Genomic DNA, 25,890 nt, shown 5'->3' on the forward strand with positions numbered 1-25,890 from the left:
TGGTGTCAGCCGGTCAGCTTGCCTCGGGTTCAGCTCGCCTCGGCGAGCAGGGACAGCTGCTGGGAGGCCACGGCGCCCGCCCGGTCGGTGAGCGCGGTGGGGTAGTCGCCGGTGAAATAATGGTCGGAGAACTGCGGCCGCACCGGATCACGCTCGCAGCCGAGCGCCCGGTAGACGCCTTCCACCGACAGGAAAGCCAGCGAATCCGCGCCGATATAGCGCCGCATGCTCTCCAGATCGTGGGTGGCGGCGAGCAGCTTGTCGCGGTCCGGGGTATCGATACCGTAGAAATCGGGATGGGTGATGGGCGGCGCGGCGATGCGGAAATGCACCTCGCGGGCGCCGGCATCGCGCATCATCTGCACGATCTTCACCGAGGTGGTGCCGCGCACGAGGCTGTCGTCCACCAGCACGATGCGCTTGCCTTCCACCACCGAACGGTTGGCGGAGTGCTTCATGCGCACGCCCTGGTCGCGCACCGTCTGCGTGGGCTGGATGAAGGTCCGGCCCACATAATGATTGCGGATGATGCCGAGCTCGTAGGGGATGCCGGAGGTCTGCGAGAAGCCGATCGCCGCCGGCACGCCGGAATCCGGCACCGGCACCACCACGTCGGCATCGGCCGGGCCCTCCGCGGCCAGCACCTGGCCGAAGCTCTTGCGCACCTGATAGACGGAACGGCCGCCCACCACGGAATCCGGCCGGGCGAAATAGATGTATTCGAACAGGCAGGGGCGCGGCGCCATCTCCGGGAAGGGCTTGAAGGACTGCACGCCCTCCTCGTCGATCACGATGACCTCGCCATTCTCCACGTCGCGCACATAGCGCGCGCCGATGATGTCGAGGGCGCAGGTCTCGGAGGCGAGGATCGGGCAGCCGTCCAGCGAGCCCAGCACCAGCGGGCGGATGCCCAGCGGGTCGCGGGCGCCGATCAGCTTCTTGTTGGTCACCGCCACCAGGGCATATGCGCCTTCGAGCGCGCGCAGCGCATCGATGAAGCGGTCAATGAAACGGTTCTTCTTCGAGCGCGCCACGAGGTGGAGGATCACCTCGGTGTCGGTGGTGGACTGGGTGATGGCGCCGTCGCGCACCAATTGCTTGCGCAACGTCAGGCCATTGGTGAGGTTGCCGTTGTGGCCGACCGCGAAACCGCCGGCATCCAGTTCGGCGAACAGCGGCTGCACGTTGCGCAGCAGGGTCTCGCCGGTGGTGGAATAGCGCACGTGGCCGACCGCGATATGGCCCGGCAGGCGGGCGATGACGCGGGCATCGGAGAAAGCGTCGCCCACGAGGCCGAGGCGCCGCTCGGAATGGAAGCGGCGGCCGTCGAAGGTCACGATGCCGGCAGCTTCCTGGCCGCGATGCTGGAGCGCATGCAGGCCGATGGCCGTGATCGCCGCGGCATCGGGGTGGTTGAAGATGCCGAACACGCCGCATTCCTCGCGCAGCGTATCGCCGTCGAGGTCGAGGTTCAGGTCCGTCCGCCCCTCGCCGCCGCCGGCGGGCTCATACGTGGCGTGATGCGCCGCCACATGGTGGGGGTCTTCCAAATGCGGGCCGTCCAAGTGCGAGGCATCCATGTGCGAGCCCTGGCCCCCCAGGGCTGCGGCGTGAAAACCGGCTGCGGTGTCCAAATCCATCGGTGCCTCCGCTCGGCGGCTCACTGGCCGCTGGCGCGCGTGCTTTCGAGCAGCTGTTCGAACCCTTGCCGCGAGTCGCGGCGGTATCCGGCTTGACTGACTTCGATGCTGGCGCTCGCCCCAGCAGCGAACGTGGTCCCCCCACGCTCCGTACGCGGACCGCTCGTCGAATCCGGGGGCGTGGCCCCATCATCGCTGGCAGGCGGTTTCTTTAGCCGCTTCAAGATGGTGTTTTCGGGATCGTCCGGCAACAAGGAGACGATCCAATTTCCCGCATTTTGCATGACCGGGCGGGATTTGGCGTTCATCACCCACGGCGGCTGCGACTTGTCGGGCACCAGCCAGTTGAAGAACAGGAAGGCGATCACCACCACCAGGAAGCCGCGCGCCAGGCCGAACAGGAAGCCAAGGGTCCGGTCGAGGGCACCGATGCGGCTGTCCAGCACGGCATCGGACAGGCGGGCGCTGATGATGGTGACGATGAGCAGCGTGCCCAGGAACAGCAGGCCGACCGTGACGGCGGTGGCCACCATGTCCTGCGCCACATACTGCTTCGTCACCGGCAGAAGCTGCGGGTAGAAATAGAGCGTCACGCCGGCTGCCGCCACCCAGGACACGATGCTGAACACTTCCCGCAGCAGGCCGCGGACCATGGCCAGCAGGCCCGAAATCAGCATCACGCCGATCAGGATCAGATCAAGCAGCGTCACAGGCATCGGTGCATGAATCCGTCGAAGCGGCTGCCGACGGGCAACCGGCGGGCCGATGGGGAAATGGCGGAGCGCCGTGAGCGGCGACGTATAGCTGGCAAGGAGGGCGCCGTCATCATCCCTCTTGCTCCGACATCTCGGGCTTCGGCATCGCTGCCCTGCGCGGAGCGCGGGCGGCGATGCCCGCCACCAGGCCCGCGAGCGAGGACACCGTGTCCACCGCGAGCCCGCTCGCGGTGCCGTCGGCGAGCGCCGGCATCACCACCTTGTTGAAGCCGAGCTTGGCCGCCTCCTTCAGGCGCGCGGCCGCCTGGGAGACCTGCCGCACGGCGCCGGTCAGGCTTACCTCGCCGAAGAACACCGCATCCGGCGGCAGCGGCGCGCCGGTGAGCGAGGACACCAGCGCCGCCGCCACCGCGATGTCGGCCGCCGGCTCGGAGATGCGCAGGCCGCCCGCCACGTTGAGATAGACGTCGTGCCCGCCGAGCCGGACGCCGCAGCGGGCGTCGAGCACCGCCAGCACCATGGCGAGGCGGCTCGTGTCCCAGCCGACCACCGCGCGGCGCGGGGTGCCGAGGCTGGAGGGCGCGACCAGCGCCTGGATCTCCATCAGCAGCGGCCGCGTGCCCTCCATGCCGGCGAACACCGCCGTGCCCGGCGCCCCGGCATCGCGATGCGACAGGAACAGCTCGGACGGGTTCGGCACCTGGGAGAGACCGGCGCCGGTCATCTCGAACACGCCGATCTCGTCGGTGGGCCCGAAGCGGTTCTTCTGGGCGCGCAGGATGCGGAACTGGTTGGCGCCGTCGCCCTCGAAGGAGAAAACCGCGTCCACCATGTGCTCTACCACGCGGGGACCGGCGATCTGCCCATCCTTGGTCACATGGCCGACCAGGATCACCGCCGCGCCGCTCTGCTTGGCATAGCGCACCAGCAATTGTGCGGAGGTGCGCACCTGGGTGACCGTGCCCGGCGCCGATTCCACCGAATCGCTCCACATGGTCTGGATCGAATCGATCACCACGAATTGAACGGCCGGCCCGGCGGCGAAGGTGGCGAGGATATTCTCCGCATTGGTCTCGGCCGCCAGCGCCACCGGCGCGGCGGCGAGCCCCAGCCGATTGGCGCGCATGCGCACCTGGTCCACCGCCTCTTCGCCCGACACATAGATGACCCGGTGCCCCGCGCCCGCCAGGGCCGCGGACGCCTGCACCAGCAGCGTCGACTTGCCGATGCCGGGATCTCCGCCCAGCAGCACGATGGAGCCCGGCACGAAGCCGCCGCCCGCCACCCGGTCCAGTTCGCCGATGCCGGAAATGAGGCGCGGCGCGGGCTTGGCCTCGCCCTGGAGGCTCTCCAGCGCCACCGCCCGCCCGCGGCGGCCGGCCCGCTGGGCCGCCGGCACCATGGCCGCGACATTGGTCTCCTCGGCAACGGTGTTCCATCCGCCGCACGCGTCGCACTTGCCCTGCCAGCGGGTATAGACCGCGCCGCAGGACTGGCAGACGTAGGACAGGTCGCGCTTCGCCATCAAACCTCTCAACCGCCCGAACTCTCAAGCGCGGGAGAATGCTGCACCGCGCCAAAGCGGCATAGCATTCTCGGTGCCTGCGGTGTAAACGCCGCATGGCGGCCATGAGCGACACGCATTCCAGTTGGAACGCCTGCGCTATAGCTTGCAATCTTTCTCCCCCAGCCAATCAAGGACTGCGCCATGGCGCCGGCTTCCGTAGACCTCCTCGTTCTCATTCCCTTCCCGCCGCATGAGCTGGCGCGGCTCGAGGCCGTCTACACGGTGACCTACGCGCCCACCCCGGACCTGCGTGCCGCCGCCATCGCCGCGGACGGCCCGAAGTTCCGCGCGGTGCTCACCCACGGCACTGCGGGCATGACCGCCGCCGAGATGGACGCCATGCCGAAGCTGGAGATGATCTCCTGCTACGGCGTCGGCTACGACCGCATCGACATCCAGGCCGCCATCGCCCACCACATCATCGTGACCCACGGGCCGGGCACCAACACCATCTCGGTCGCCGACCACACCATGGCGCTCATGCTCGCCACCATCCGGCGCATCGCCCAGTCGGACGCCGACGTACGCAAGGGCCAGTGGCACGAAGCCCGCCATTCGACGCCTGAACTCACCGGCATGCGCCTCGGCCTCATCGGCTTCGGCTCCATCGCCCGCGAAGTCGCGCGCCGCTGCGAGGCCGGCTTCTCCATGACGGTGGGCTACCACAGCCGCCGCCGCGCCGCCGATACGGCCTATGCCTATCACGACAGCGTCGTCGGCCTGGCCGAGGCATCCGACGTGCTGGTGGTCGCCGCGCCCGCCAACGCGCAGACCCGCCACATGGTCAACACCACGGTGCTGAACGCGCTCGGCCCCCAGGGCTACCTCATCAACATCGCGCGCGGCTCGCTGGTGGACACCGACGCGCTGATCGCGGCGCTGAACGAGCACCGCATCGCCGGCGCCGGCCTCGACGTGGTCGATGGCGAGCCGGTCGTGCCGCCGGCGCTGCTGGCGGCGCCGAACCTCGTCATCACCCCGCACAGCGCCGGCCGGTCCCCCAATGCGGAGGACAACATGACAACGCTGGCGATGCGGAACCTCGGCGCCCACTTCGCCGGCAAGGCGGTGGAAACCCCGGTGCCGGAATGCGCGAAAGCGGCGGCCTGACCGGCCGCCTCATCCAAAGCCGACATCGTCCCGTCCGCGCCGCCGGACGGGAGCGTGCTAGCCGGCCCTGCGATATTGCTTGGGCGCGCGCGTGCTGAGCAGCAGTTCGATCTCGCTCAGCACCGCGTCGGCATCCACCACCAGCGGAATAATCACCGGTGGCAGGTCGTCCGGCTCAAGGGCCGGCACCGGCGGATGCGCCGCATCGCGGGCGAGCACGTCATGCAGCAGGCTGAGCTGGACAGCCTCGCGGTCGTCGCGCTCCCGTTCACGCGCGGCGAGCAGGGTGAGCGCCTCGCGCCAGACTTCGGTCGCGTCGGCATAGCGGCCGGACGCGACGAGATCCTCCACGAACGCATCTTCGGGAAACGAAATGGGGCTGGAGTCCACCATGGCAGCCGGTCCTGCCGCGAATCGGCTCGCGGATGACGAATCATCGCTGCCGTTACGGCCACCTGTCGAGCGCCGGGGCGAACTTCCCACACCCTGATTCGTTCTGTCGCACCTTCAGGCGGGAAAATCGCCCAGATACACCCTGCGATACCGCTCGCCGAGCGAGGTCAGCACCTCATAACCGATGGTCCGGCCATGGGCGGCCAATTCGTCGATGCCGATGCCATCGCCCAGCAACACGGCCGTGTCGCCGCGCTCCACATCCGGCACGTCCGTCACGTCGACGGCCGTGAGGTCCATGGAGACCCGGCCGATCAGCGGGCAGCGGCGCCCGCGCACCACCGCTTCCGCGCCGGGGGAGCCGTCCGAGGCGCCGAAGGCACGCAGGAACCCGTCCGCATAGCCGATGGACAGGATGGCGATGCGGCTCGCCCGCCCGAGGCGCTGCGCGGCGCCGTAGCCGACGCTCTCGCCCGAAATGCCGTCGCGCACCTGGATGATCGGCACTTCCAGCCGCACCACCGGCTTCAGCGGCGCGGTCCCGGCGATGGCGCTGCCGCCGTAGAGCGCGATGCCGGGCCGCACCAGGTCGAAATGGAACGAGGGATCCATCAGCGTGCCGGCGGAATTGGCCAGCGAGGCGGGCACCCCCGGGAAGGCCCGCGCCACCCGCGAGAAACGCTCATGCTGGAGCGCGGTGAGCGGATGGCCGGGCGCGTCGGCGCAGGCCAGATGGGTCATCACCAGGGCCGGCGTGAAGCCGATGCGCGCGCGATCCGCGCCCAGCGCCAGGGTGTCCTCGACCGTCAGGCCGAGGCGGTTCATGCCGGTGTCCACATGGATCGCCGCCGGCAGGTCCGCACCGCTCCGGCGGCAGAAGGCGGACCATTCCGCGAGCTCCGGCGCGCTGCCCAGCACCGGGCGCACGCCGAGGCCGGCGAAGCTGGCGGACAGGCCGGGCAGCAGGCCGCCCAGCACGTAGATGTCGGCCGCCGGCAACAAGGCGCGCAGCGTCCGCGCCTCTTCCAGTTGCGCCACGAAAAACACCCGGGCGCCGGCCGCCCACAAGGCCGGCGCGGCACGAGCGATGCCGAGGCCATAGGCATTCGCCTTCACCACCGCCGCGCAGGTGGCCGGTGCCGCCCGCTCCGCCAGCGTCCGCCAGTTGGCGGCGAGCGCGGCGAGGTCGATGGTCAGGAGGGCCGCGCCCTCGGGAGCGGGCGTCAATGCCGGTCCGGCATGCGGTCTTCCCGCGCCAGATTCTGGAAGCGCGTGTACTGCGCCTCGAAGTGCACCTTCACCGTCCCCGTCGGACCATGGCGCTGCTTGCCGACGATGATCTCGGCTGTCGCCTCCACCGCCTTCAGGTCGCTTTCCCACTTGAACCACTCCTCGGTGCCCGGCTTCGGCTCACGGCCCTTGAGGTAATATTCCTCGCGGAACACGAACATCACGACGTCCGCGTCCTGCTCGATGGACCCCGATTCGCGCAAGTCCGACAGCTGCGGCCGCTTGTCCTCGCGCTGCTCCACCTGACGGGAGAGCTGGGACAGCGCCATGATCGGCACCTGCAATTCCTTGGCCAGCGCCTTCAGGCCGGTGGTGATCTCGGTGATCTCCTGCACGCGGTTCTCCGAGCCCTTCTTGCCCGAGCCGGAGAGCAGTTGGAGATAGTCCACCACCATGAAGTTCAGGCCACGCTGCCGCTTCAAGCGGCGGGCGCGGGCCACCAATTGGGCAATGGAGATGCCGCCGGTGTCGTCGATATAGAGCGGCACCACCTGCATGGACTGCGCGGCGGCGGCGAGCTTCGAGAATTCGCTTTCCGAGATGTCGCCGCGGCGGATTTTGTAGGAGGCGATCTCCGCCTGCTCGGCGAGAATACGGGTGGCCAATTGCTCGGCGGACATTTCCAGCGAGAAGAAGCCGACGATGCCGCCCGACAGCGTCTCGATCGAGCCGTCCGGCTTCTGCTCGCCGCGGTAGGCCGCGGCGATATTGTAGGCGATGTTGGTGGCGAGCGAGGTCTTGCCCATGGCCGGACGGCCGGCCAGGATGATGAGATCCGAGGCCTGGAGACCACCCATCTGCTGGTCTAGGTCGTCAAGCCCGGTGGCGATGCCCGACAGGTGCCCTTCGCGCTGGAAGGCACGGCTCGCCATGTCCACCGATTCGCGCAGCGCCTCGCCGAAGCGCACGAAGCCGCCATCGTACCGGCCGGTCTCGGCGATGGTGTAGAGGCGCTTCTCCGCCTCCTCGATCTGGTCCTGGGGCGAGGCCTCGATCGGCGCGTCGAACGCCTCGTTGACGATCTCCTCGCCGATGCGGATGAGTTCGCGCCGCACCGAGAGGTCGTAGATCGCCCGGCCGTAGTCCTCGGCATTGATGACGGTGGTCGCCTCCGCCGCCAGACGGGCGAGATATTGCGGGCCGTTCAGCCCGCCGATGTCCAGCTCGGGCGGCAGGAAGGTCTTCAGCGTGACCGGCGTGGCGATCTTGCCGGCGCGGACGAGCGAACTGGTCAGGTCGTAGATCTTGCCGTGCAGCGGCTCGTAGAAATGCTCGGGCTTGAGGAAGTCCGACACCCGATAGAAGGCTTCGTTGTTCACGAGGATGGCGCCCAGCAGAGCCTGCTCGGCCTCCACATTGTGCGGAGCCTGACGGTAGGCGGGCAGGTCCTCCTTCGACGCGGCAAGATCAAGCATCGGTCACGTTCTGGTTAGGTGCGAACGGCATTTGTACCAGATCGCGGCGGCATGCGACCGCCGGTCAGCATCTCCGGGATAAATGAAAAATTTGCGGGGACATTCCGAGGCGGCGGCTTGCCTGTAGCGCCGCCGCCCCAATCGCTCACTCCCCGGCCAGGCGCAGGGGCGCGGCAGCGGTATTGAACTCCGCCGCCCGCAGCCGCTCCTCCGCCGCAACGAGATAATCCCGGGTCAGCGGCACCGCCTCCTGCCGCCGGGCCAGCTGGATCTGGAACACCATCATGCCCTGGTGGCGGAACGCCATCTCCGAGCCCGCGAGGTAGAACTCCCACAGCCGGCAGAAGCGCTCGTCGGTCAGCCGCCTAGCCTCCTCGCGATGGGCCATGAAGCGCTCGCGCCAGGCCTTCAGCGTCTCGGCATAGTGCAGGCGCAGGATCTCGATGTCGGTCACCACGAGGCCGGCGCTTTCGATCTGCGGCAGCACTTCCGAGAGGGCGGGGATATAGCCGCCGGGGAAGATATATTTGGCGATCCAGGGGTTGGTGACGCCCGGCGGATCCTGTCGGCCGATGGAATGCAGCACCATCACCCCGTCGTCGGCGAGCAGGTCGCGCGTCTTGCGAAAGAAGGTGCCGTAGTGGTCGATCCCCACATGCTCGAACATGCCCACCGAGACGATGCGGTCGAAGCGCTCGGGAATGTCGCGATAGTCCTGAAGGCGGAAATCCACCCGTCGCTCAAGGCCACGCTCGCGCACCCGCGACTGGGCGACGCCCAATTGCTCCCTGGACAGCGTCACGCCGGTCACCTCGGCCCCGCCCGCCTCGGCCATGTAAAGGCCGAGGCCACCCCAACCGCAGCCGATGTCCAGGAGCTTCAGTCCCGGCCTGTCGAGAACGAGCTTGGCGGCCAGATGACGCTTCTTGGCCAGTTGGGCGTCGTCGAGCGACTGGCCCGGATGCTCGAAATAGGCACATGAATACTGCCGGTCGGAATCGAGAAACAGCGAATACAGCCGTCCATCGAGATCGTAATGGTGTGCCACGTTGCGCTGGGACCGGCCGCGCGGATTGAACTGGGCGATCCGGCGAACCGCCAGCCGCGCCCAGAACAGCAGCCGCGACGTGAAGGTGGGCGCCACGCTGTTCGGCTGCGCCATCAGGACGTCGAGCAGGTCCGCGATAGTGCCTTGCTCGACGATCAGCGTGCCGTCCGTGACCGCCTCACCGAGGTAAAGCTCGGGATCGAACAGAATGCGGCGTTCGGCGGCGGTGGTGGTGAAACGGATCCGAACCTTCGGGTCACCCACCCCGGCCACATAGCTGCGGCCCGACGCCGTGGTGATCCCAAGGCTCCCGCGCGTCATCACGCGGCGCAATACGATTTCAAGCAACCCCTCCATTGTACAGCCTCCGTCTGGAACTCCCTCGTCCGTCCCTCCTGTGCCGGATCTCCGTCCGGACCATGGTCCAGAATCCAGTGGCGGAAGGCGTCGAGCGGGGCCCGGCAGGCGCCAGTGGAGCTTGGTTGGAACCGCGATGGCCGAAAAGGGCGGCGTGCGCCGCCGGGCCATCCGGAGTCTCGAAGCAAATGACAGCATCTCAGAGGCGATGCCGCAATATGCCTTTAGGTAAGATGCATAAAAGAAAAACGCCCGGCTTGCGGCCGGGCGTTTCCAAAAGAACAGGCAAAAGAGGGGATATCAGCCCTCGGCGCCGTCTTCCTCGGTTGCTTCCACTTCGGCGACCTCGACGGCCTCCGCCTCGTCCTCATCTTCGTCACCGGGGCGGCGGGCCTCTTCGCCGCGGGCGAGACGCTCGGCCTCGTCGGCGTTGCGCGCCACGTTCACGGTGACCGTCACTTCCACTTCCGGATGCAGGGTCACCGGCAGCGCGTGCAGGCCGATGGTCTTGATGGGATGGTTCAGCACGATCTGCTGGCGGTCCACGGTGAAGCCGGCCGCCTCGAAGGCGGAGGCGATGTCGCGGGTGGAGACGGAACCGTAGAGCTGGCCGGTCTCGCCGGCCTGGCGCAGGATCACCACGCTCTGGCCGTTCAGCTTGCCCGCCACGGCGGTCGCCTCGGTCTTGCGCTCGAGGTTGCGGGCCTCCAGCTGCGACTTCATCTGCTCGAAACGGGCGCGGTTGTCCTTGGTGGCGCGCAGCGCCTTGCCGTTGGGCAGCAGGAAGTTGCGGCCGTAGCCGTCACGCACGCGCACCACGTCGCCGATCTGGCCGAGCTTGGCCACGCGCTCCAGAAGAATGACTTCCATGTTGGTCTCCTAAGTCTGTGTTTTTCGGGTTTCGATGAAAGGGGTCAGCGGTCATTGGCGGCCGGCGGGCCGCCGCCGGTGCCGATACGCCGGCGCAGATCGAACATGGCATCGGCCACGCCGAGCAGCGCCACCACCAGCGCCGGCCAGCCGATGGCCAGCGTCAGCACCCACGCGCCGGTGAGGATGAACGGGCGTGCCGCCCGTCCACGGGTGAGAAAATGCAGCACGGCAAAGCCCACCGCCGTGTAGCAGACGATCAACGCCGCGCCGGCGGCGGCGGCGGACAAGCCGACGAGGCCGGGCATCATGGCGATGGCGATGAGCACCGCGAGCGCCAGGGAGGTGGCGGACGGCAGCCGCGTGGCCGCCAGATCCGGCCAGGGCCGGGCCAGACGGCCGGACAACCGCGCCGCGCGCGCGGCGAGGTAGAGGCAGCCCAGTTGCGTGGCCAGCATCAGCGCGGCGGCGGTGGGCGGCAGGATGATCGCCACGGTCTCGCCCATGGCGGCGGGATCGGCGCCCGCCGATCCGCCCATGGGCGACGCCCCCTGGATCTTCACGAAAGCCTGGAACGCCTGGACCACCGCGTCGCGGTAGGCCTCATAGCTGCCGGCCAGGGAGAACAGCGCGACGACGACGCTGAGCGTCGCCAGCCCCGCCCCCACCACCATCAGCCCACCGACCGGGAACCAGGTGATGCCGTCGCGGGCGTTGGCGTCCTGGCGCGCCAGCAGCGCGCAATAAGCCAGCACCCAGGCCGGAATGCCGATGCCCATCAGATACGCGATGAGAAAGGTGGTGCCGTACATGAAGCCGAGCCCGAGGCTGGCGGCGACGACGCCCACGGCGGCGGAGATGTGGGAAAAGGCGAGCCCGCCGATCATCAGCGGCAGCGGCGCCAGGTAGAACAGCGGGACAGCCAGCACCGATCCCGCCGCGACGCCCGCGACGAGGAGCGCGGACGCGGCGCCCGCAGCGATGCCTATGAGAAGAAACGGTCCCATGTGACGAGCTGTCCCGCAGGTGCGGTTAGAGGCCAGTCGCGATGCCGGCCCCAGCAGACGCCACAGGGCTCATCCCGGCGGCGCGTCTTCTTGCAAGAAAGCCCGCCCCTGAGCGGGGCGGGCCAAACCTGACGGATCAGGCGGTCAGCGGATCACGAACGGCAGCAGGCCGAGGAAGCGGGCGCGCTTGATCGCGGCCGACAGCTCGCGCTGCTTCTTGGCGGAGACCGCAGTGATGCGGCTCGGCACGATCTTGCCGCGCTCGGAAATGTAGCGCTGCAGGAGCCGCACGTCCTTGTAGTCGATCTTCGGCGCATTCGGGCCGGAGAACGGGCAGATCTTGCGACGACGGAAGAACGGACGGCGCTGGCCGCCGGCCCCACCAGCTTGAGCGAAAGCCATCAGACCGTCTCCTCGCTGGCCGGGGTTTCTTCACGATCGCGCGGGCGGCGCGGACGGTCGTCACGGTCACGGCCGCCGAAGCCGCCGCGATCGCCGCCGAAGCCACGGTCGCCGCCGAAGCCGCGCTCGCCACGCTCGCCGCGCTCGTCGCGGTCACGCTTCTGGAGCATGGCCGAGGGGGCCTCCTCCAGTTCGTCCACGCGGATGGTGAGGAAGCGCAGAACGTCCTCGTCGATGCCCATCTGGCGCTCCATCTCCTGCACCGCAGCCGCAGGGGCGTCGATGTTGAGGAGCGTGAAGTGCGCCTTGCGGTTCTTGTTGATGCGATAGGTCAGGGTCTTCACACCCCAGGCCTCGACCTTGGGGACGGAGCCGCCATTCGCTTCGATCACGCCCTTGAACCGGGCGGTCAGTTCCTCGACCTGTTGCGCCGTAACGTCTTGGCGCACGAGGAACACGTGCTCATAGAGAGCCATGTGTCTCTTGCCTTTCCTGTTCATCCGCCCCCCCGGCGCCAAGCCCTTTCGAACCTTTGGAAAGGCTCGTTTGCTCGGAAGGCGGGGACACGGGACGACGGGCCTCTCGGCCCTATCGCCTGCCGCGCCGCACATGCGCGGAGCCACAGGAGACCGTCCGTTCAGCCCCCGGCCGGGGCAACGGAAGCGGCGCGTATAGCAGCTTTTGGCGCAAAGGCAAGCCGCGCAAGCATCAGCGGCGGTTCTGCGGCGGCTCCGGCCTCACCATAGCCATGAACGGTAGGGAAGAAGAGGGGACCACCTGCCGGGCGGGATGCCTCCCTTCGGTTGCCGGGCACAACCGGATCCGTCGCGGCAGGCCCTTGCGGCAGGACACGGCACGCCGTAACCCGGTGGGGACGCGCGCAAGCGCACGGACGTCGCGGAATTCAACAGGTCGCACATAGGAACAGATAGCGGCTGGCCATGAACCTACCAGAGGAAAGACAGTCGGCAGCCCCGGTCAACCTGGTCCGCTGTTCCGCGGGGCATTACCACCTCCCTGGCCCGTGCCCGATCTGCGATGCCGCACCCGCGCCGCCCTTCGTGGCCGAGCGCCCGACCATCGCCGGCCCGGTGCTCAAGCCGCGCTCCTGGCTGTTCCGGTTCAACGTGATCGCGGCCTCGCTGGCGCTCCTGGCGGTGGCGGCGACCTGGGTGATGATCTTCCGTGAGCCGGCCCGGCCGCCGGCGGCGCCGCCCGCCGCTTCGGCCCCTGTCGCCGCGCCTCCGGTCCAGACCGTCCAGGCCCCGCCGGCGCCCGCCGCGCCGACGCCGATTCCGGACGCCACGCCCGAAGCGGCTCAGCCGCAGCCGGACCAGGCCGCCGCGCTCCAGGCCGCCCCGCTACCTCTGCCGCGGCCGGCGCTGCCGGCCACCGACGGGTCCGCTGTCCAGGCCGCCGACGGGTCGGCCGTTCCCCTGCAAGTGGCGCCGCAGCCGCAAGGCGGCGCGGCCCCGCCGGCGCCCCAGGCCGGCACGCCCTATCCCTGGCCGGCCAAGCCCCCGGCCGCGCCCCAGGCGCCGCAGGCCCCGCGCTCCACCCTGCCCCTGGCGCAGCGCATGGGCGTGCCGCCCAGCACGATCCAGCAGGTGCCCTGGCTGGACGGACGCACCATCCAGATCCTCGTCCGCGCCCTCGACCGGCAGCCGAACGAGACCGCCGTCATAGAAGAACGCCCCAGCGGCGACATCGTCCGTGGCCGCCTGCGCGAGGGGCCGCCGCCATGCCGCTACATGGAGATCTATCCGGCCCAGCGCAGCAATGCCTTCGTGTTCCTGCGCTTCTGCCCTGACGCGCTCGGCCGGTGGATGGGCGAGGAAACGGGCGGCTGACGCGCGCGCCGTCAGCGCCGCCAGTCGAGCGCCGCGATGCGCGGGTCGACTGCAAAGGTCGAAGGCGGAAAATCGAGCCTGCGGTCGGGAAAATCGCACACCGCCTGCACACCCGAAGGACTGAGGCGCACCCGCCAGGTCTGCCGCTCGCCCACCCATGCCTCGGAAAAGGCCCCGCAGGTCAGGACGGCCACGTTCCGCCCGCCACCCGGATCGCGCACCGAGGCATAGCGCAGGATTTCGGCTCCCCCGGTGCGAGCCGCCTCGGCGAGATCCTGACAGGGGCCGTAGTCGATCGGATGGGTCCACTGCCCGCCGTCCCGGTCCAGCGGCGGGACCGTCAGATCGAGCGCGCGGGACGAAGCGACGGAGGCCGCGAAGGCGGTGTAGTCGGCGAGGTCGCGCGGCCAGGGCGTGCCGGGCGATTCAGCGAAGAACAGCAGGCGGTAGAAAGCCATCTCCGCCACCGCCGTTTCCGCCGTCTCGGCAGCGTAATAGACCCCCGGCGTCCGCCCCGCGCGGCGAAAGCGGGAGCCGTGCGGATACGGCGGCTCGTAGCGGAAGGGCGAGGCCAGGAGATAGGGCAGGTGGGCGCATTCCGCCGGCACCTTCGGCTTGGTGTCCTCGATGAGGTCTTCCAGCAGTGCCTGCTCGGCCAGCGTGTCCACCAGCTTCAGGGTCGAGACGCGATGCTGCGCCTCCACCAGCCGCCAGACGCGCCCGGCATAGGGCCGCGCCTCAGACGCGAGCGCGGCGGGCGTCCAGATAGGCGATGACATCGACAAGACCGGAAATTGTGCGGATGCGCTGGGCGGGGATGCCGCCGAGCGCCGTGTTCTCGGCCTGCATCCAGGCCCGCGCCGCCGCGGCGTCGCCGCCGACGATGGCATCGAGCGCGCGGAACAGCCGGACAAACAGGACGGCGAGTTCGAACGGCTTGCTGCCGGCATCGAGCGTGTAGTCCGCCTTGCGCATGCGCGACACGCTGGCCTCCGACACGCCGATCACCTCGGCGAGCAGGCGGGCGGTGACGCCGAGCGCGTCCGCGGCGCGGATTACCGCCTTAGTGATGACGGCCCCCGCCTCCGGCCGGCCCGCCGGGGCAAGGGGAGAGGAGAGGAGGGACATTCGGCAGCGCCTGCTCAATCTGTTTCTACAGAAAATATCATAACTGATTTTTTCCAAGGAGACTACCTATGCTCACCTCGCATCTCCACCATGCCCATCGGGACGGGGGGTCCGGCCGGGGCCTGTCCTTGACTTCCCTTGCCGCGCGGTGTCTCTGCCCCGCCAAATTTGAGCGGCAGGGAGCGCGCCATGAGCACAGCCTTTATTTTCCCCGGCCAGGGCAGCCAGGCCGTCGGCATGGGCAAGGCGCTGGCGGAAACCTACGCCGCCGCCCGCGAGGTCTTCGCCGAGGTGGACGCCGCGCTCGGCGAGCATCTCACCCGCATCATGTGGGAAGGCCCGGCGGAGGAACTGACCCTCACCGCCAATGCCCAGCCCGCCTTGATGGCCACCTCGCTCGCCGCCTTGCGCGTGCTGGAAGCCGAGGCCGGCCTTGTCCTTTCCCGCGATGCCGCCTTCGTCGCCGGCCATTCGCTGGGGGAGTATTCCGCCCTCGCCGCCGCCGGCACGCTGTCCATTTCGGATGCCGCCCGACTGCTGCGCATCCGCGGCCGGGCCATGCAGGATGCGGTGCCGGCCGGCGCCGGCGCCATGGCTGCCTTGCTGGGGCTCGATTATGAGCAGGCCGTCGCCGTGGCCGCCGAGGCGGCGGAGGACGATGTCTGCGAAGCGGCCAACGACAATGCGGGCGGCCAGGTCGTGGTCTCCGGCCACCTGAAGGCAGTGGAGCGCGCCATCGAGATCGCCAAGGCGAAGGGTGCCTCCCGCGCCATCCTGCTGCCCGTGTCCGCCCCCTTCCATTGCCGGCTGATGGAGCCGGCGGCGGAGGCCATGGCGGCGGCGCTGGCCGAAGTGACGGTCAACGCCCCGTGCGTGCCGGTGGTCGCCAATGTCCGCGCGTCCCCCGTGACCGACCCGGTCGAGATCGTGCGCCTGCTGGTGGAGCAGGTGACCGGAACGGTGCGCTGGCGCGAATCGGTGGTGTATATGGCGGGCGCCGGCGTCCGGCGCACCGTCGAGGTGGGCGCGGGCAAGGTGCTCTCCGGCCTCGTGCGCCGTATCGCCAAGGATATTCAGGTGGCCGCCGTCGGCACGCCTGAGGATGTCGCCGCTTTCATCGCCGCCAAGGCCGCACCGGCGGCCTGACCGTCCCCTTCCGCGCCCGAGCGGCGCTCCCCTTTCGTTGTAAGGACACTCCATGTTCGATCTGAGCGGCAAGACCGCGCTCGTCACCGGCGCCACCGGCGGCCTCGGCGGGGCCATCGCCAAGTCGCTGCACGCCCAGGGCGCCACGGTGGCCATCTCCGGCACCCGGCGGGAGGCGCTGGAGGCGCTGGCCGCCGAGCTGAAGGACCGCGTCCACGTGCTGCCCTGCAACCTCGGCGTCGCCGAGGAGGTGGAGAAGCTGGTGCCGGACGCGGAAGCGGCCATGGGCGTGCTGGACATTCTCGTCAACAATGCCGGCATCACCCGCGACAACATCTTCATGCGCCTGAAGGACGAGGACTGGGAGCAGGTTCTGAACGTGAACCTCACCTCGGCCTTCCGCCTCTCGCGGGCGGCGGTGCGCGCCATGATGCGGCGCCGCACCGGGCGCATCATCTCGATCACCTCCATCGTCGGCGTCACGGGCAATGCCGGCCAGGGCAATTATGCCGCCGCCAAGGCGGGCATGATCGGCATGTCCAAGTCGCTGGCCCAGGAAGTGGCAAGCCGCGGCGTGACCGTGAACTGCATCGCGCCGGGCTTCATCGCGACGCCCATGACCGACGCACTGAACGACAAGCAGCGGGAGGGCATCCTGAAGTCCGTGCCCGCCGCGCGCCTCGGCACGCCGGAGGACATTGCGGCGGCCTGCGTCTATCTGGCTTCGGATGAAGCCGCCTACGTGACGGGGCAGACCTTGCACGTGAACGGCGGCATGGCGATGATCTGATCCGGCCTCCCGGCGTTTGCAAGGGTTTGCCCCTGCGGCGGGCCTGCTGGCAAAGGCCCGGGAAGTATGTTAACGAGCCGCTCGAACTGGTCCGAGCGGTGGATTTGGATCTACGTGAGAACGGACCACCTGCGGCGTTTCGAGACGTGGCGCGCGCAGGGGGCTGGGCACAGCGGCTGAAAGGCATTATGCCGTCCTCCAGCCGCCGGACGGCAACTTATTTCAGACAACGAGGGTGCATCGATGAGTGACATCGCCGAGCGGGTGAAGAAGATTGTCGCGGAGCATCTTGGGGTTGAGCCCGAGAAGGTGACTGAGAACGCCAGCTTCATCGACGATCTCGGCGCCGACAGCCTCGACACCGTGGAACTCGTGATGGCCTTCGAAGAGGCCTTCAACACCGAGATCCCGGACGACGCGGCCGAGACCATCCTGACGGTGGGCGACGCCATCAAGTTCCTGGAAAAGAACGCCGCCTGACGGCCGACCGAAGCTGACTGACGGCCGCGGGGCCCAAAGCCGCCGCGGCCGTCGTCATGATGGTTCCGGAGTTCTCCTCATGAGACGTGTTGTCGTCACCGGCCTCGGCATGGTGACGCCGCTCGCCTGCGGCGTCGAGCCGACCTGGCGGCGGCTGCTGGCCGGCGAGAGCGGTGCCAGCCGTGTCGCGCATTTCGATGTGTCCGACCTGCCCTGCAAGATCGCGGCGAGCGTGCCGCGCGGCGATGGCAGCGACGGCAGCTTCAATGCCGACGACTGGATGGAGCCCAAAGAGCAGCGCAAGGTGGACGAGTTCATCGTCTTCGCCATGGCCGCTGCCAAGCAGGCTCTGGACGACGCCGGCTGGCATCCCTCGTCCTACGAGGACCAGATCAATACCGGCGTCCTCATCGGCTCCGGCATCGGCGGCATCGAGGGCATCGCGGAAACCTCGCTGGTGATGAAGGAAAAGGGCCCGCGCCGCGTGTCGCCCTTCTTCATCCCCGGCCGGCTGATCAATCTCGCCGGCGGCTACGTGTCCATCGCCCACGGCCTCAAGGGCCCCAATCACGCCGTGGTCACGGCCTGCTCGACCGGGGCGCATGCCATCGGCGACGCCGGCCGGCTGATCGCGCTCGGCGATGCCGACGTGATGGTGGCCGGCGGCACCGAATCGCCCGTCAACCGCCTCGCGCTCGCGGGATTCGCCGCCTGCAAGGCGCTGGTCACCGCCTTCAATGACGATCCGACCCACGCCTCCCGGCCCTATGACAAGGACCGCGACGGCTTCCTGATGGGCGAAGGCGCCGGCGTCGTCGTCCTTGAGGAGTTGGAGCACGCCAAGGCGCGCGGCGCCAAGATCTACGCCGAGCTGACCGGCTACGGCCTCTCCGGCGATGCCTTCCACATCACCGCGCCGTCCCCGGACGGCGACGGCGCGTTCCGCTGCATGAGCGCCGCCCTGAAGCGGGCCGGCGTCAGCGCGGGCGACGTGGACTACATCAACGCCCATGGTACCTCCACCATGGCGGACGAGATCGAACTGCGCGCGGTGGAGCGCCTGCTGGGCAACACCGCCGCGCAGACCTCCATGTCCTCCACCAAGTCCTCCATCGGCCATCTGCTGGGCGCGGCGGGCGCGGTGGAAGCGATCTTCTCGGTACTGGCCATCCGCGACCAGGTGGCCCCGGCGACGCTCAACCTGGACAACCCGTCCGTCGAGACGCCGATCGACCTGGTGCCGCTGAAGCCCAAGGCGCGTAAGATCGACGTGGTGCTGTCCAACTCGTTCGGGTTCGGCGGCACCAATGCATCGCTGGTTTTCCGGCGCCTCGACGCCTGAGCTTGCGTGGCGCCCGCGCCTTCGAAGGCGCGGGACGCCGTGTCGCCATATTTCGCGTTAGCCTCTGGCGCGCCGCTGGTGGCGGCTTCGCCCCGTTCTGGCGCGGGGCGGCGCACCGGCGGCGCCGCATGTCCAGCGGAGCCGATCCCCGCGCAACTTCCGAGGAACATCCGCGATGGTGCAGCCTGAGCCGAAGCCCAAGCGGCGCAAGCGGGGGCAGAACCACCCCGCCGTCGTCATCGGAAGCGCCATCTTCACCCTGCTGCTGTTCGTCGGCGTGGGCGGCGGGCTCGCCGCCTGGTACGGCCGGCAAGCGTTCGAGGGGCCGGGGCCGCTGGCCGCGGAGAAGAACGTCGTGGTGCCGCGCGGCCAGGGTCTGCGCGATATCGCCGACCTGCTGGAGCGCCAGGGCGTCATCAGCAACTGGATGGTGTTCGTGGTCGGCCACCAGATGACCCACCGGGGCGAACCGCTCCAGGCCGGCGAATATGTCTTCAAGCCCCAGGTCACCATGGGCAGCGTGCTGGACGCCATGACCGCCGGCAAGGTGGTGCAGCACCAGATCACCCTGCCCGAGGGCCTCACCAGCCAGCAGATGGTGGACCGCCTGAACGAGAGCGACCTGCTCACGGGTTCCATCCGCGTCCCGCTGGAGGGCACGCTGCTGCCCGAGACCTACGCGGTGGTGCGTGGCCAGCCGCGCCAGGACATCCTGAAGCGCATGGCGGCGGACCAGCAGAAGCTGGTGGCCGACCTGTGGGCGAAGCGCGCCCCCGACCTGCCGCTCAAGTCCCCCGAGGAAATGATCATCCTGGCCTCCATCGTGGAGAAGGAGACCTCCAAGCCGGACGAGCGCCCGCACGTGGCCGCCGTGTTCCTCAACCGGCTGTCCAAGAAGATGAAGCTCCAGTCGGACCCGACGATCATCTACGGCATCGTGGGCGGCAAGGGCTCGCTGGGACGGCCGATCTCGCGCACCGACATCGTCACGCCGACGCCCTACAACACCTATGCCATCGACGGCCTGCCGCCCGGCCCCATCGGCAATCCCGGCAAGGCGTCGCTGGCCGCCGTCGCCAATCCGATCAAGTCCAAGGACCTCTATTTCGTCGCCGACGGCACCGGCGGCCACGTCTTCGCCGAGACCCTGGACCAGCACAACCGCAATGTCGCCCGCTGGCGGGAGATCGAGGCGGAGGCCAAGGCCAAGGCCGCCGCCCAGCCGGCCGCCGCCCCCTCGGGCGCGCCGCCGGCCCCCGCTTCCACCCCGCCCGCCCCCTCGGGCGGCACGGGGGCGGCCCCGGCCGCGCAGGACCCCGCCGCAGGCGCCTCCTCGCCCGCCACGCCGCGCGCCGGCACCGTGCCTGCCCCCGCCAAGCCCGCCAACTGATCCGGCGAGACCGGCCCGCACCGAAAGATCCGCTATGTCCCTCGCCAGCATGACCGGCTTCGCCCGCGCCCACGGCCTCACCGGCGCCTGGCGCTGGACCTGGGAGGTGCGCTCAGTCAACGCCAAGGGTCTGGACCTGCGCCTGCGCCTGCCCAGCGGCTTCGATGCCCTTGACGCCGCCGCCCGCGCCGCCGCCACCAAGGCGCTCTCGCGCGGCTCGGTCTCCGGCACCTTCACGGTGACCCGCGAAGGCGATTCCCTCTCCGTCGGCCTCAACAAGGAGGCGCTGCGCGCCCTCTATGCCGCCACCCGCGAGGCCGCCGCCGATCTCGGCAGCGCCCCGCCGGCGCTCGACGCGCTGTTGAACGTGAAGGGCATCGTCGAGGTGATCGAGGCCGAGCAGACCGAGGCCGACCGCGACGCCATCTCCCGTGACGCGGCCGCCGGCTTCGGGCGGGCGCTGCACGACCTCTCGCTCATGCGGCGCGGAGAAGGCGCCGCCCTGCGTGCGGTGCTGGGCGAGCGGCTCGATGCCATCGCCCGGCTGATCACCGCCGCCGAGGCCCTGCCGGAGCGCAAGCTGGAGGCCATCAAGGCCCGCCTCGCCGAGCAGGTGCGCGCTCTGGCCGACATCCACGCCGCCCTCGATCCCGACCGCCTGCACCAGGAAGCGGTGCTGCTCGCCACCAAGGCCGACGTGCGCGAGGAACTCGACCGCCTCACCGCCCATGTGGCCGCCGCCCGCGACCTGCTCGCCCAGGGCGGGCCGGTAGGCCGCAAGCTCGACTTCCTCGCCCAGGAGTTCAACCGCGAGGCAAACACCCTGTGCTCGAAGTCGAATGCGGTTGCGCTGACACAGATCGGGCTTGACCTGAAGCTTCTGGTGGATCAGTTCCGCGAGCAGATCGCGAACATCGAGTAGAGACCCGCCCGCCCATGGCCGCACCGACCTCCTCCCATTTCGCCCTGCCGGGCTGGAAGCCGGGCTCACGCTCCGGCCTCGCGCGGCGCGGCCTCATGCTGGTGCTCTCCTCGCCCTCGGGCGCGGGCAAGACCACGCTGTCCCGCCGGCTGCTGGCCGCGGACGACCGCATCACCATGTCGGTGTCCGTCACCACCCGGCCGCCCCGGCCCGGCGAGCAGGACGGCAAGGACTATTTCTTCGTCAGCCCCGAGCGCTTTGCCGCCCTGCGCGACAATGGCGAACTGCTGGAGCACGCCACCGTGTTCGGCAATCTCTACGGCACCCCCCGCCAGGCGGTGGAGGATGCGCTGAGCGCCGGGCGGGACGTGCTGTTCGACATCGACTGGCAGGGCACCCAACAGCTCGACCAGAGCGCGGAGCAGGACCTCGTGAAGGTCTTCCTGCTGCCGCCCTCCGCCGCCGACCTGGAACAGCGCCTGCGCACCCGCGCCCAGGACAGCGAGGACGTGGTCCAGCAGCGCATGTCGAAGGCCTCCGACGAGATCAGCCATTTCACCGAATATGACTACATCCTGATCAACCAGGACGTGGACGACAGCCTCGGCAAGCTCACCGCCATCCTCCAGGCAGAGCGGCTGAAGCGCCGCCGCCTGACCGGCCTCGCCAGCTTCGTGAAGGATCTGCGCGACGCGCTCTAAGCCGCCCGCGCTGCCGGCCCCGAAGGAGCTTCAGCCCGCGCAGGCAGCCGGAATGCCGTCCAGCACGCGCCGGCGCAGCGTCTCCAGCGGGCACATGCCGCTGTCGCCGCAGCCCGGCAGGGGCACCTTCACGCCATGGACCTTGGCCGGGTCCAGCGTCCGCAGCCCCTCCAGTTCGCCATACCAGACGGTGAGTCCCACGGAGAGCGCGCCGCTCGCGCTGTCGCGCCAGCGCTCCAGCGCGAAGGCGGTGGCCGGCGCGGTGGCGTCCGGCTGGCCGGGCAACGTCCAGTCGACGCCGAAGACGCCCGCCATGTTGGAGAGATTGGTGTCGTGCCCGGCGAGGGCCAGGAGCTTCACCCCCTGCCCCACCGCCGGCGCCGCCGGACGGGTCTCGCCGGCGAGCGTCGCCAGCATCAGCCGCGCCATGGCGCTGCCCCGGCGCACCGCCAGATAGGACAAGCGCCGCGTCATGTCGGTCGTCCGCGTGCGGGCGGCCAGCAGTACGCCCAGCGTCGCCGGGTCGGCGGCCGCGCCCCAGGCCACGTCCGACACTGGCATGCCCTGCGCATATTGCAGCAGGAAGACCTCGGCGGCGTCCGCCGTCACGGCGAGCGGTCCGGCGATATTGATGCCCGTCTTCTTCACAGCCACGGCGGAGGGGACCGGCGCGGGCGGCGCGCCCGGCCGCAGGATGTCGCCTGCCCGGCGGATGGCCTCCGCCGAAGCCGGATCGACAAGCGCGCCGGAGGGCGCAAGCGCTACGGCCACGGCGGCGGCGCCCGCCTTCCGGTCGAGGCGGCAGGCCCCGGCGAGCGAATTGAAGATGAGGTCCCGGGCGGGCGCGAAGCCGGCCTTCACCCCGCAGCCGGGTGCCAGCCGGTCGGCCATCATCTGCCCGCTTTCCCGCGTGCGCTGGTCCTTGCTGTCCGCCCAGACCACGAGGCCGTCGCCGGGGCAGCCCTGCGCCAGCAGCAGGCCCGTCGCCACATAGCGGGCACGGATGCCGTCCGCCACCAGCCCGACCACCTCCCGGCCGTGCGGGGTGAGGATGCCCCGCGCGACGGGCCATGCCGGCCACAAGCGCGGGCTCCAGGCCGCAAGCGTCTCCGGTGACTGGATGGGCGCCCGCACCCCGTGGCGCTCCACCAGAACCACGCGCTCCAGCACCATCTCGGCGGCGGCCGGGCCCGCGCCGAGGAGCAGCGCCGCCAGGGCGGCGAGCAGAAGGCGCGCGCGGGAACCGGGGATGGGCGGGAAGACGCGAGCCGACAGGGCCATGGGGGAAGTCCGGCAGGAGGGGCGCCCACTAAAGCGGCTCCCCACCGTCACTTCAAGGGTGCCATGGTGCGGCAGGACAGTTCCGCTCAAGCCGGCGCGGACGCGCCCCGCCTGAGCGCGGCATAGGTATTGGCCAGGGCCACGAAGCCCGCCACGTCGATCTCTTCCGCCCGAGCGGTCTCTTCCACGCCGGTCTGGGCCAGCAGCGCCGCCGTATCGACACCGAGCGACTTCAGCGACTGCCGCAGCATCTTGCGCCTCTGCCCGAACGCCGCCTCCGTCACCCGCTCCAGATCCCTCAGCGCGCAGGGCGCGGGGTCGGCGCGCGGCACCACATGGACCACCGAGGACGTCACCTTCGGCGGCGGCACGAAAGCCGAGGGCGCCACGTCAAACAGGATGCGCGCCTGCGCCCGCCAGCCGGTAAGGACGGCGAGCCTGCCATAGGCCTTCGAGCCCGGCACGGCGACGATGCGCTCGGCGACCTCGCGCTGGAACATCAGCGTCAGGGACGCGAACCAGGGCGGCCAGGGATCAGTGGAAAGCCAGCCCACCAGGAGCTGCGTGCCCACATTATAGGGCAGGTTCGCCACCACCCGCGCCTCGGCGCCCGAGAGCAGCGGGCGTACGTCCACCTTGAGCGCATCGCCCTCGATCACCTCCAGCCGCCCCGGATAGGCGGCGGCGATCTCACCCAGGGCGGCGATGCAGCGGTGATCGCGCTCAATGGCGATGACCCGGCCCGCGCCAAGCGCCAGCAGCGCCCGCGTGAGCCCGCCCGGCCCCGGCCCGACCTCCACGACGGTCGCCCCCTCCAGCGGCCCCGAGCCACGGGCGATGCGGGCGGTCAGGTTGAGGTCGAGCAGGAAGTTCTGGCCCAGCGACTTCTGCGCGGAGAGGCCGTGCGTGCGGATTACATCGCGCAGCGGCGGCAGGTCGTCGATGGCGCTCACGCGGTGGAAACTCCTCATGGGGCCGAATGCGGCGGCCTGGGCCCGGAATGTGCTCTATCGCGCTCTAGGCCGGCGCATCCGCCAGCCGCCGGGCGAGGCGCAGCGCCGCCATCAGGCTGGACGGATCGGCCCGCCCGGTGCCGGCGATGGCGAAGGCCGTGCCGTGGTCCGGCGAGGTGCGCACCAGGGGCAGGCCCAGGGTGACGTTGACCCCGTCGTGGAAGGCCAGGGTCTTGGCCGGAATCAGCACCTGATCGTGATACATGCCGATCACCACGTCATAGCCCGCCCGCGCCTCGGGATGGAACAGCGTATCGGCGGGAAACGGCCCGGTCGCATCGATGCCGGCGGCCCGTAGCGCCGCCACCGCCGGCCGCACCACGTCCTCGTCCTCGCGCCCCAGCGTGCCGTCCTCGCCCGCATGGGGATTGAGCCCGGCGAAGGCGAGGCGCGGCCGGGCGAGCCCGAAGCGGCCGGCCATGTCACGCGCCACGATATGGCCGGTCTCCACCAGGAGGTCGCGGGTGACCGCGGACGGCACCTGCGCCAAGGGAATATGGATGGTGGCCGGGACCACGGCGAGCAGCTCGGACCAGATCATCATCACCGGCCGGGGCGCGGGGCCGCCGAGCGGGGCGCAGCGGGCGGCGAGATATTCGGTATGGCCGGGAAAGGGAAAGCCGGCGCCGTAGACCACCGCCTTCGACAAGGGCGCCGTCACCAGCGCCGCCGCGGCCCCGGCCTGCACCAAGTCCACCGCGCGGTCGAGGCTTTCGATCACCGCCGGGGCGCTGCTGGCATCGGGATGGCCGGGCGCGGCAGTGGCCCGCGTGCCCGCGGGCACGACCGGAAGGGCGGTGGCGAACGCCTCGGCCGCTTCGGCGGGGGAGACCATTGCAAGCGGGACGTTCAGGCCGAGCAGCCGCGCCCGCGCCGCGAGACATGCGGGGTCGCCGACCACGAAGAAGGCGGGAAGCCGCTCCCCTTCGCGCCGCAGCCAGGCGAACAGGACGACGTCGGGTCCGATGCCGGCCGGCTCGCCCAGGCTCAGCGCCAGGGGAAGGGCGCCGCGCGCGGAGGGCTCGCCCCCCCGGGCGCCCATCAGCGATACTGGATGAGGGTGGTCTTGCGCAGCTCCGCGAGCATCCGCTTGGACTGCTCCTGGAACTGGGCGTTGCCCAGCTCATCCTTGATGTCGCGCTTCTTCTCGCTCTCGCCCTTCACTTCGCGCTTGCTGCACACGGCGAAGAGCTCCACACCCGACTGCGCCACTTCCGGCGGCGTCAGGCGGCCGACCTCGGTCTTCTCCAGGATGCTGCGCATCTTCTCGGGGATCTCCGAGGACAGGCGGCTGACCGGCGAGCGGATCACCGTCTCCTTCATGCCCTTGATCATGTCGACGCCCTGGTCGCAGCCGTTGAACCGCGCGCGCAGGGCGGCCGCCTCCTGCATGCGGGCGCCATAGGCATTGCTGCCGCCGCCCACCACGAGGACGATCGGGCGCAGGATATATTCCGTTGCCACCATCTGGGTCTGGCCCTTCTGGTTCAGGGCCGCGACCACGTCGGAATCGCGCACGTTCACCACCGGCGCGCGGGCGCGCACATATTGGCCCCACACATAGTCGGCGCGCAGCTTGTCCTTAAAGGTCTGCGCCTTCAGCCCCGACTGGGCAAAGCCCGCGGTGAGCTGCTCGGCGGTGCGGCCGGAGCGTTCCGCCACGCTGGCGAACATCCGGTCCACTTCCTTGTCGTCCGCCTCGATCGAGAAGCGCGCGGCCTGGGTGATCTTGATCTTCTCGTCGATCAGCTCTTCCAGCACCTGCTTCTGCGGCGGGGAGCTGCGCTCGATCAACTGGTGCAGCTTTATGCGCTGGCTGACGTCATTGGCGGTGATGGGCTGCCCAGACACCATCACCAGCACCTGCGCGAATGCCGCGCCGGGCGCGACGAGCGCGAGGGACAAAGCGAACAGGAGGCAGAAGCGTCGGCAAGCAGTCATCGTTCATCCCGGAAAGGCGCCCGACCACCGCAAAGGTCGTCAGGATGAGCGCGTTATGTTCCCCGTTCCTGTGGCGGTATTGGGGCCGATA

Annotated in this window: 26 protein-coding genes; 9 read left to right on the top strand and 17 right to left on the bottom strand. The window is 69.7% G+C overall.

The features are described 5' to 3' along the window. Window positions 1-29 precede the first annotated feature (29 nt). From purF to radA, 3 genes are all read right to left on the bottom strand, one after another. Window positions 30-1,640, bottom strand: a complete 1,611-nt coding sequence (gene purF, locus YU1_RS28260; protein ID WP_245263247.1) for an amidophosphoribosyltransferase — start codon at window positions 1,638-1,640, stop codon at window positions 30-32. A gap of 20 nt (window positions 1,641-1,660) precedes the next feature. Then, window positions 1,661-2,356: a CvpA family protein gene (locus tag YU1_RS0106395; RefSeq protein WP_029003361.1), complete on the bottom strand. Its 696-nt coding sequence runs from the start codon at window positions 2,354-2,356 to the stop codon at window positions 1,661-1,663. A 109-nt stretch (window positions 2,357-2,465) separates the two neighbouring features. Further along, the gene (gene radA / locus YU1_RS0106400) at window positions 2,466-3,881 is read right to left on the bottom strand and encodes a DNA repair protein RadA (protein WP_029003362.1); all 1,416 of its coding nucleotides are present in this window, start codon (window positions 3,879-3,881) and stop codon (window positions 2,466-2,468) included. A gap of 183 nt (window positions 3,882-4,064) precedes the next feature. On the opposite strand from radA, the gene YU1_RS0106405 reads away from it, so the two are divergent. After that, the gene (locus YU1_RS0106405) at window positions 4,065-5,033 is read left to right on the top strand and encodes a 2-hydroxyacid dehydrogenase (protein WP_051356566.1); all 969 of its coding nucleotides are present in this window, start codon (window positions 4,065-4,067) and stop codon (window positions 5,031-5,033) included. A gap of 57 nt (window positions 5,034-5,090) precedes the next feature. Here YU1_RS0106405 and YU1_RS28265 read toward each other — a convergent pair whose 3' ends face one another. The 8 genes from YU1_RS28265 to rpsF form a co-directional block, all read right to left on the bottom strand. Beyond that, window positions 5,091-5,426 carry a ribbon-helix-helix domain-containing protein gene (locus tag YU1_RS28265; RefSeq protein WP_035714212.1) on the bottom strand — a complete coding sequence of 112 codons (336 nt, stop codon included), beginning with the start codon at window positions 5,424-5,426 and terminating at the stop codon, window positions 5,091-5,093. A 114-nt stretch (window positions 5,427-5,540) separates the two neighbouring features. Further along, entirely contained in the window at window positions 5,541-6,653 is a 1,113-nt protein-coding gene (alr, locus tag YU1_RS0106415) for an alanine racemase (RefSeq protein ID WP_029003364.1), read from the bottom strand. Continuing rightward, on the bottom strand, window positions 6,650-8,131 hold the full coding sequence (locus tag YU1_RS0106420; RefSeq protein ID WP_029003365.1) for a replicative DNA helicase: 1,482 nt from the start codon (window positions 8,129-8,131) through the stop codon (window positions 6,650-6,652). The genes alr and YU1_RS0106420 overlap by 4 nt, the downstream gene beginning before the upstream one ends. Window positions 8,132-8,276: 145 nt before the next feature. Continuing rightward, the gene (locus YU1_RS0106425) at window positions 8,277-9,536 is read right to left on the bottom strand and encodes a cyclopropane fatty acid synthase (RefSeq protein ID WP_029003366.1); all 1,260 of its coding nucleotides are present in this window, start codon (window positions 9,534-9,536) and stop codon (window positions 8,277-8,279) included. 300 nt (window positions 9,537-9,836) lie between these two features. Beyond that, complete coding sequence (gene rplI / locus YU1_RS0106430) at window positions 9,837-10,406, bottom strand: 50S ribosomal protein L9 (RefSeq protein ID WP_029003367.1); 570 nt, start codon at window positions 10,404-10,406, stop codon at window positions 9,837-9,839. 44 nt (window positions 10,407-10,450) lie between these two features. Next, on the bottom strand, window positions 10,451-11,413 hold the full coding sequence (locus YU1_RS0106435; protein WP_029003368.1) for a DUF2232 domain-containing protein: 963 nt from the start codon (window positions 11,411-11,413) through the stop codon (window positions 10,451-10,453). Between the two features lie 144 nt (window positions 11,414-11,557). Continuing rightward, window positions 11,558-11,815, bottom strand: coding sequence for a 30S ribosomal protein S18 (gene rpsR, locus YU1_RS0106440; RefSeq protein WP_029003369.1), 258 nt, complete (start codon window positions 11,813-11,815; stop codon window positions 11,558-11,560). Beyond that, complete coding sequence (gene rpsF, locus YU1_RS0106445; protein WP_029003370.1) at window positions 11,815-12,291, bottom strand: 30S ribosomal protein S6; 477 nt, start codon at window positions 12,289-12,291, stop codon at window positions 11,815-11,817. The genes rpsR and rpsF overlap by 1 nt, the downstream gene beginning before the upstream one ends. Window positions 12,292-12,876: 585 nt before the next feature. Here rpsF and YU1_RS0106450 point away from each other — a divergent pair. Further along, a complete protein-coding gene (locus YU1_RS0106450) occupies window positions 12,877-13,665 on the top strand; it encodes a hypothetical protein (RefSeq protein WP_029003371.1) in 789 nt (262 codons plus the stop codon). 11 nt (window positions 13,666-13,676) lie between these two features. On the opposite strand, the gene YU1_RS0106455 is transcribed toward YU1_RS0106450, so the two are convergent. Further along, the gene (locus YU1_RS0106455) at window positions 13,677-14,444 is read right to left on the bottom strand and encodes an RES family NAD+ phosphorylase (RefSeq protein WP_029003372.1); all 768 of its coding nucleotides are present in this window, start codon (window positions 14,442-14,444) and stop codon (window positions 13,677-13,679) included. Then, on the bottom strand, window positions 14,404-14,793 hold the full coding sequence (locus YU1_RS0106460; RefSeq protein WP_029003373.1) for an MbcA/ParS/Xre antitoxin family protein: 390 nt from the start codon (window positions 14,791-14,793) through the stop codon (window positions 14,404-14,406). The genes YU1_RS0106455 and YU1_RS0106460 overlap by 41 nt, the downstream gene beginning before the upstream one ends. A gap of 189 nt (window positions 14,794-14,982) precedes the next feature. Here YU1_RS0106460 and fabD point away from each other — a divergent pair, with 189 nt between their 5' ends. The 7 genes from fabD (at window position 14,983) to gmk (ending at window position 21,564) form a co-directional block, all read left to right on the top strand. Then, window positions 14,983-15,939, top strand: coding sequence for an ACP S-malonyltransferase (fabD, locus tag YU1_RS0106465; RefSeq protein ID WP_029003374.1), 957 nt, complete (start codon window positions 14,983-14,985; stop codon window positions 15,937-15,939). A 52-nt stretch (window positions 15,940-15,991) separates the two neighbouring features. After that, window positions 15,992-16,729 (top strand): 3-oxoacyl-[acyl-carrier-protein] reductase, encoded by a 738-nt coding sequence (gene fabG, locus YU1_RS0106470; protein ID WP_029003375.1) that lies wholly within the window; start codon window positions 15,992-15,994, stop codon window positions 16,727-16,729. A gap of 243 nt (window positions 16,730-16,972) precedes the next feature. Further along, window positions 16,973-17,209 carry an acyl carrier protein gene (locus tag YU1_RS0106475; protein ID WP_029003376.1) on the top strand — a complete coding sequence of 79 codons (237 nt, stop codon included), beginning with the start codon at window positions 16,973-16,975 and terminating at the stop codon, window positions 17,207-17,209. Window positions 17,210-17,288: 79 nt separating this feature from the next. Beyond that, on the top strand, window positions 17,289-18,551 hold the full coding sequence (gene fabF / locus YU1_RS0106480; RefSeq protein WP_029003377.1) for a beta-ketoacyl-ACP synthase II: 1,263 nt from the start codon (window positions 17,289-17,291) through the stop codon (window positions 18,549-18,551). 175 nt (window positions 18,552-18,726) lie between these two features. Continuing rightward, on the top strand, window positions 18,727-19,941 hold the full coding sequence (mltG, locus tag YU1_RS28270) for an endolytic transglycosylase MltG (RefSeq protein ID WP_051356567.1): 1,215 nt from the start codon (window positions 18,727-18,729) through the stop codon (window positions 19,939-19,941). Window positions 19,942-19,975: 34 nt separating this feature from the next. After that, a complete protein-coding gene (locus YU1_RS0106490; protein WP_029003378.1) occupies window positions 19,976-20,863 on the top strand; it encodes a YicC/YloC family endoribonuclease in 888 nt (295 codons plus the stop codon). Between the two features lie 14 nt (window positions 20,864-20,877). Further along, entirely contained in the window at window positions 20,878-21,564 is a 687-nt protein-coding gene (gene gmk / locus YU1_RS0106495) for a guanylate kinase (RefSeq protein WP_084539702.1), read from the top strand. Window positions 21,565-21,594: 30 nt separating this feature from the next. On the opposite strand, the gene YU1_RS0106500 is transcribed toward gmk, so the two are convergent. The 4 genes from YU1_RS0106500 to YU1_RS0106515 all read right to left on the bottom strand — a co-directional run bounded on the left by YU1_RS0106500 (window position 21,595) and on the right by YU1_RS0106515 (window position 25,799). Next, complete coding sequence (locus YU1_RS0106500; protein WP_029003380.1) at window positions 21,595-22,845, bottom strand: histidine-type phosphatase; 1,251 nt, start codon at window positions 22,843-22,845, stop codon at window positions 21,595-21,597. A gap of 86 nt (window positions 22,846-22,931) precedes the next feature. Beyond that, window positions 22,932-23,798, bottom strand: coding sequence for a 16S rRNA (adenine(1518)-N(6)/adenine(1519)-N(6))-dimethyltransferase RsmA (gene rsmA, locus YU1_RS0106505; RefSeq protein WP_029003381.1), 867 nt, complete (start codon window positions 23,796-23,798; stop codon window positions 22,932-22,934). 64 nt (window positions 23,799-23,862) lie between these two features. Then, window positions 23,863-24,900, bottom strand: a complete 1,038-nt coding sequence (gene pdxA, locus YU1_RS0106510) for a 4-hydroxythreonine-4-phosphate dehydrogenase PdxA (RefSeq protein ID WP_051356568.1) — start codon at window positions 24,898-24,900, stop codon at window positions 23,863-23,865. Then, the gene (locus YU1_RS0106515) at window positions 24,900-25,799 is read right to left on the bottom strand and encodes a SurA N-terminal domain-containing protein (RefSeq protein WP_029003383.1); all 900 of its coding nucleotides are present in this window, start codon (window positions 25,797-25,799) and stop codon (window positions 24,900-24,902) included. Before YU1_RS0106515 ends, pdxA begins: the two co-directional genes overlap by 1 nt. Between the last annotated feature and the right edge of the window lie 91 nt (window positions 25,800-25,890).

The organism is Azorhizobium doebereinerae UFLA1-100 (assembly GCF_000473085.1).
GTDB lineage: Bacteria > Pseudomonadota > Alphaproteobacteria > Rhizobiales > Xanthobacteraceae > Azorhizobium > Azorhizobium doebereinerae.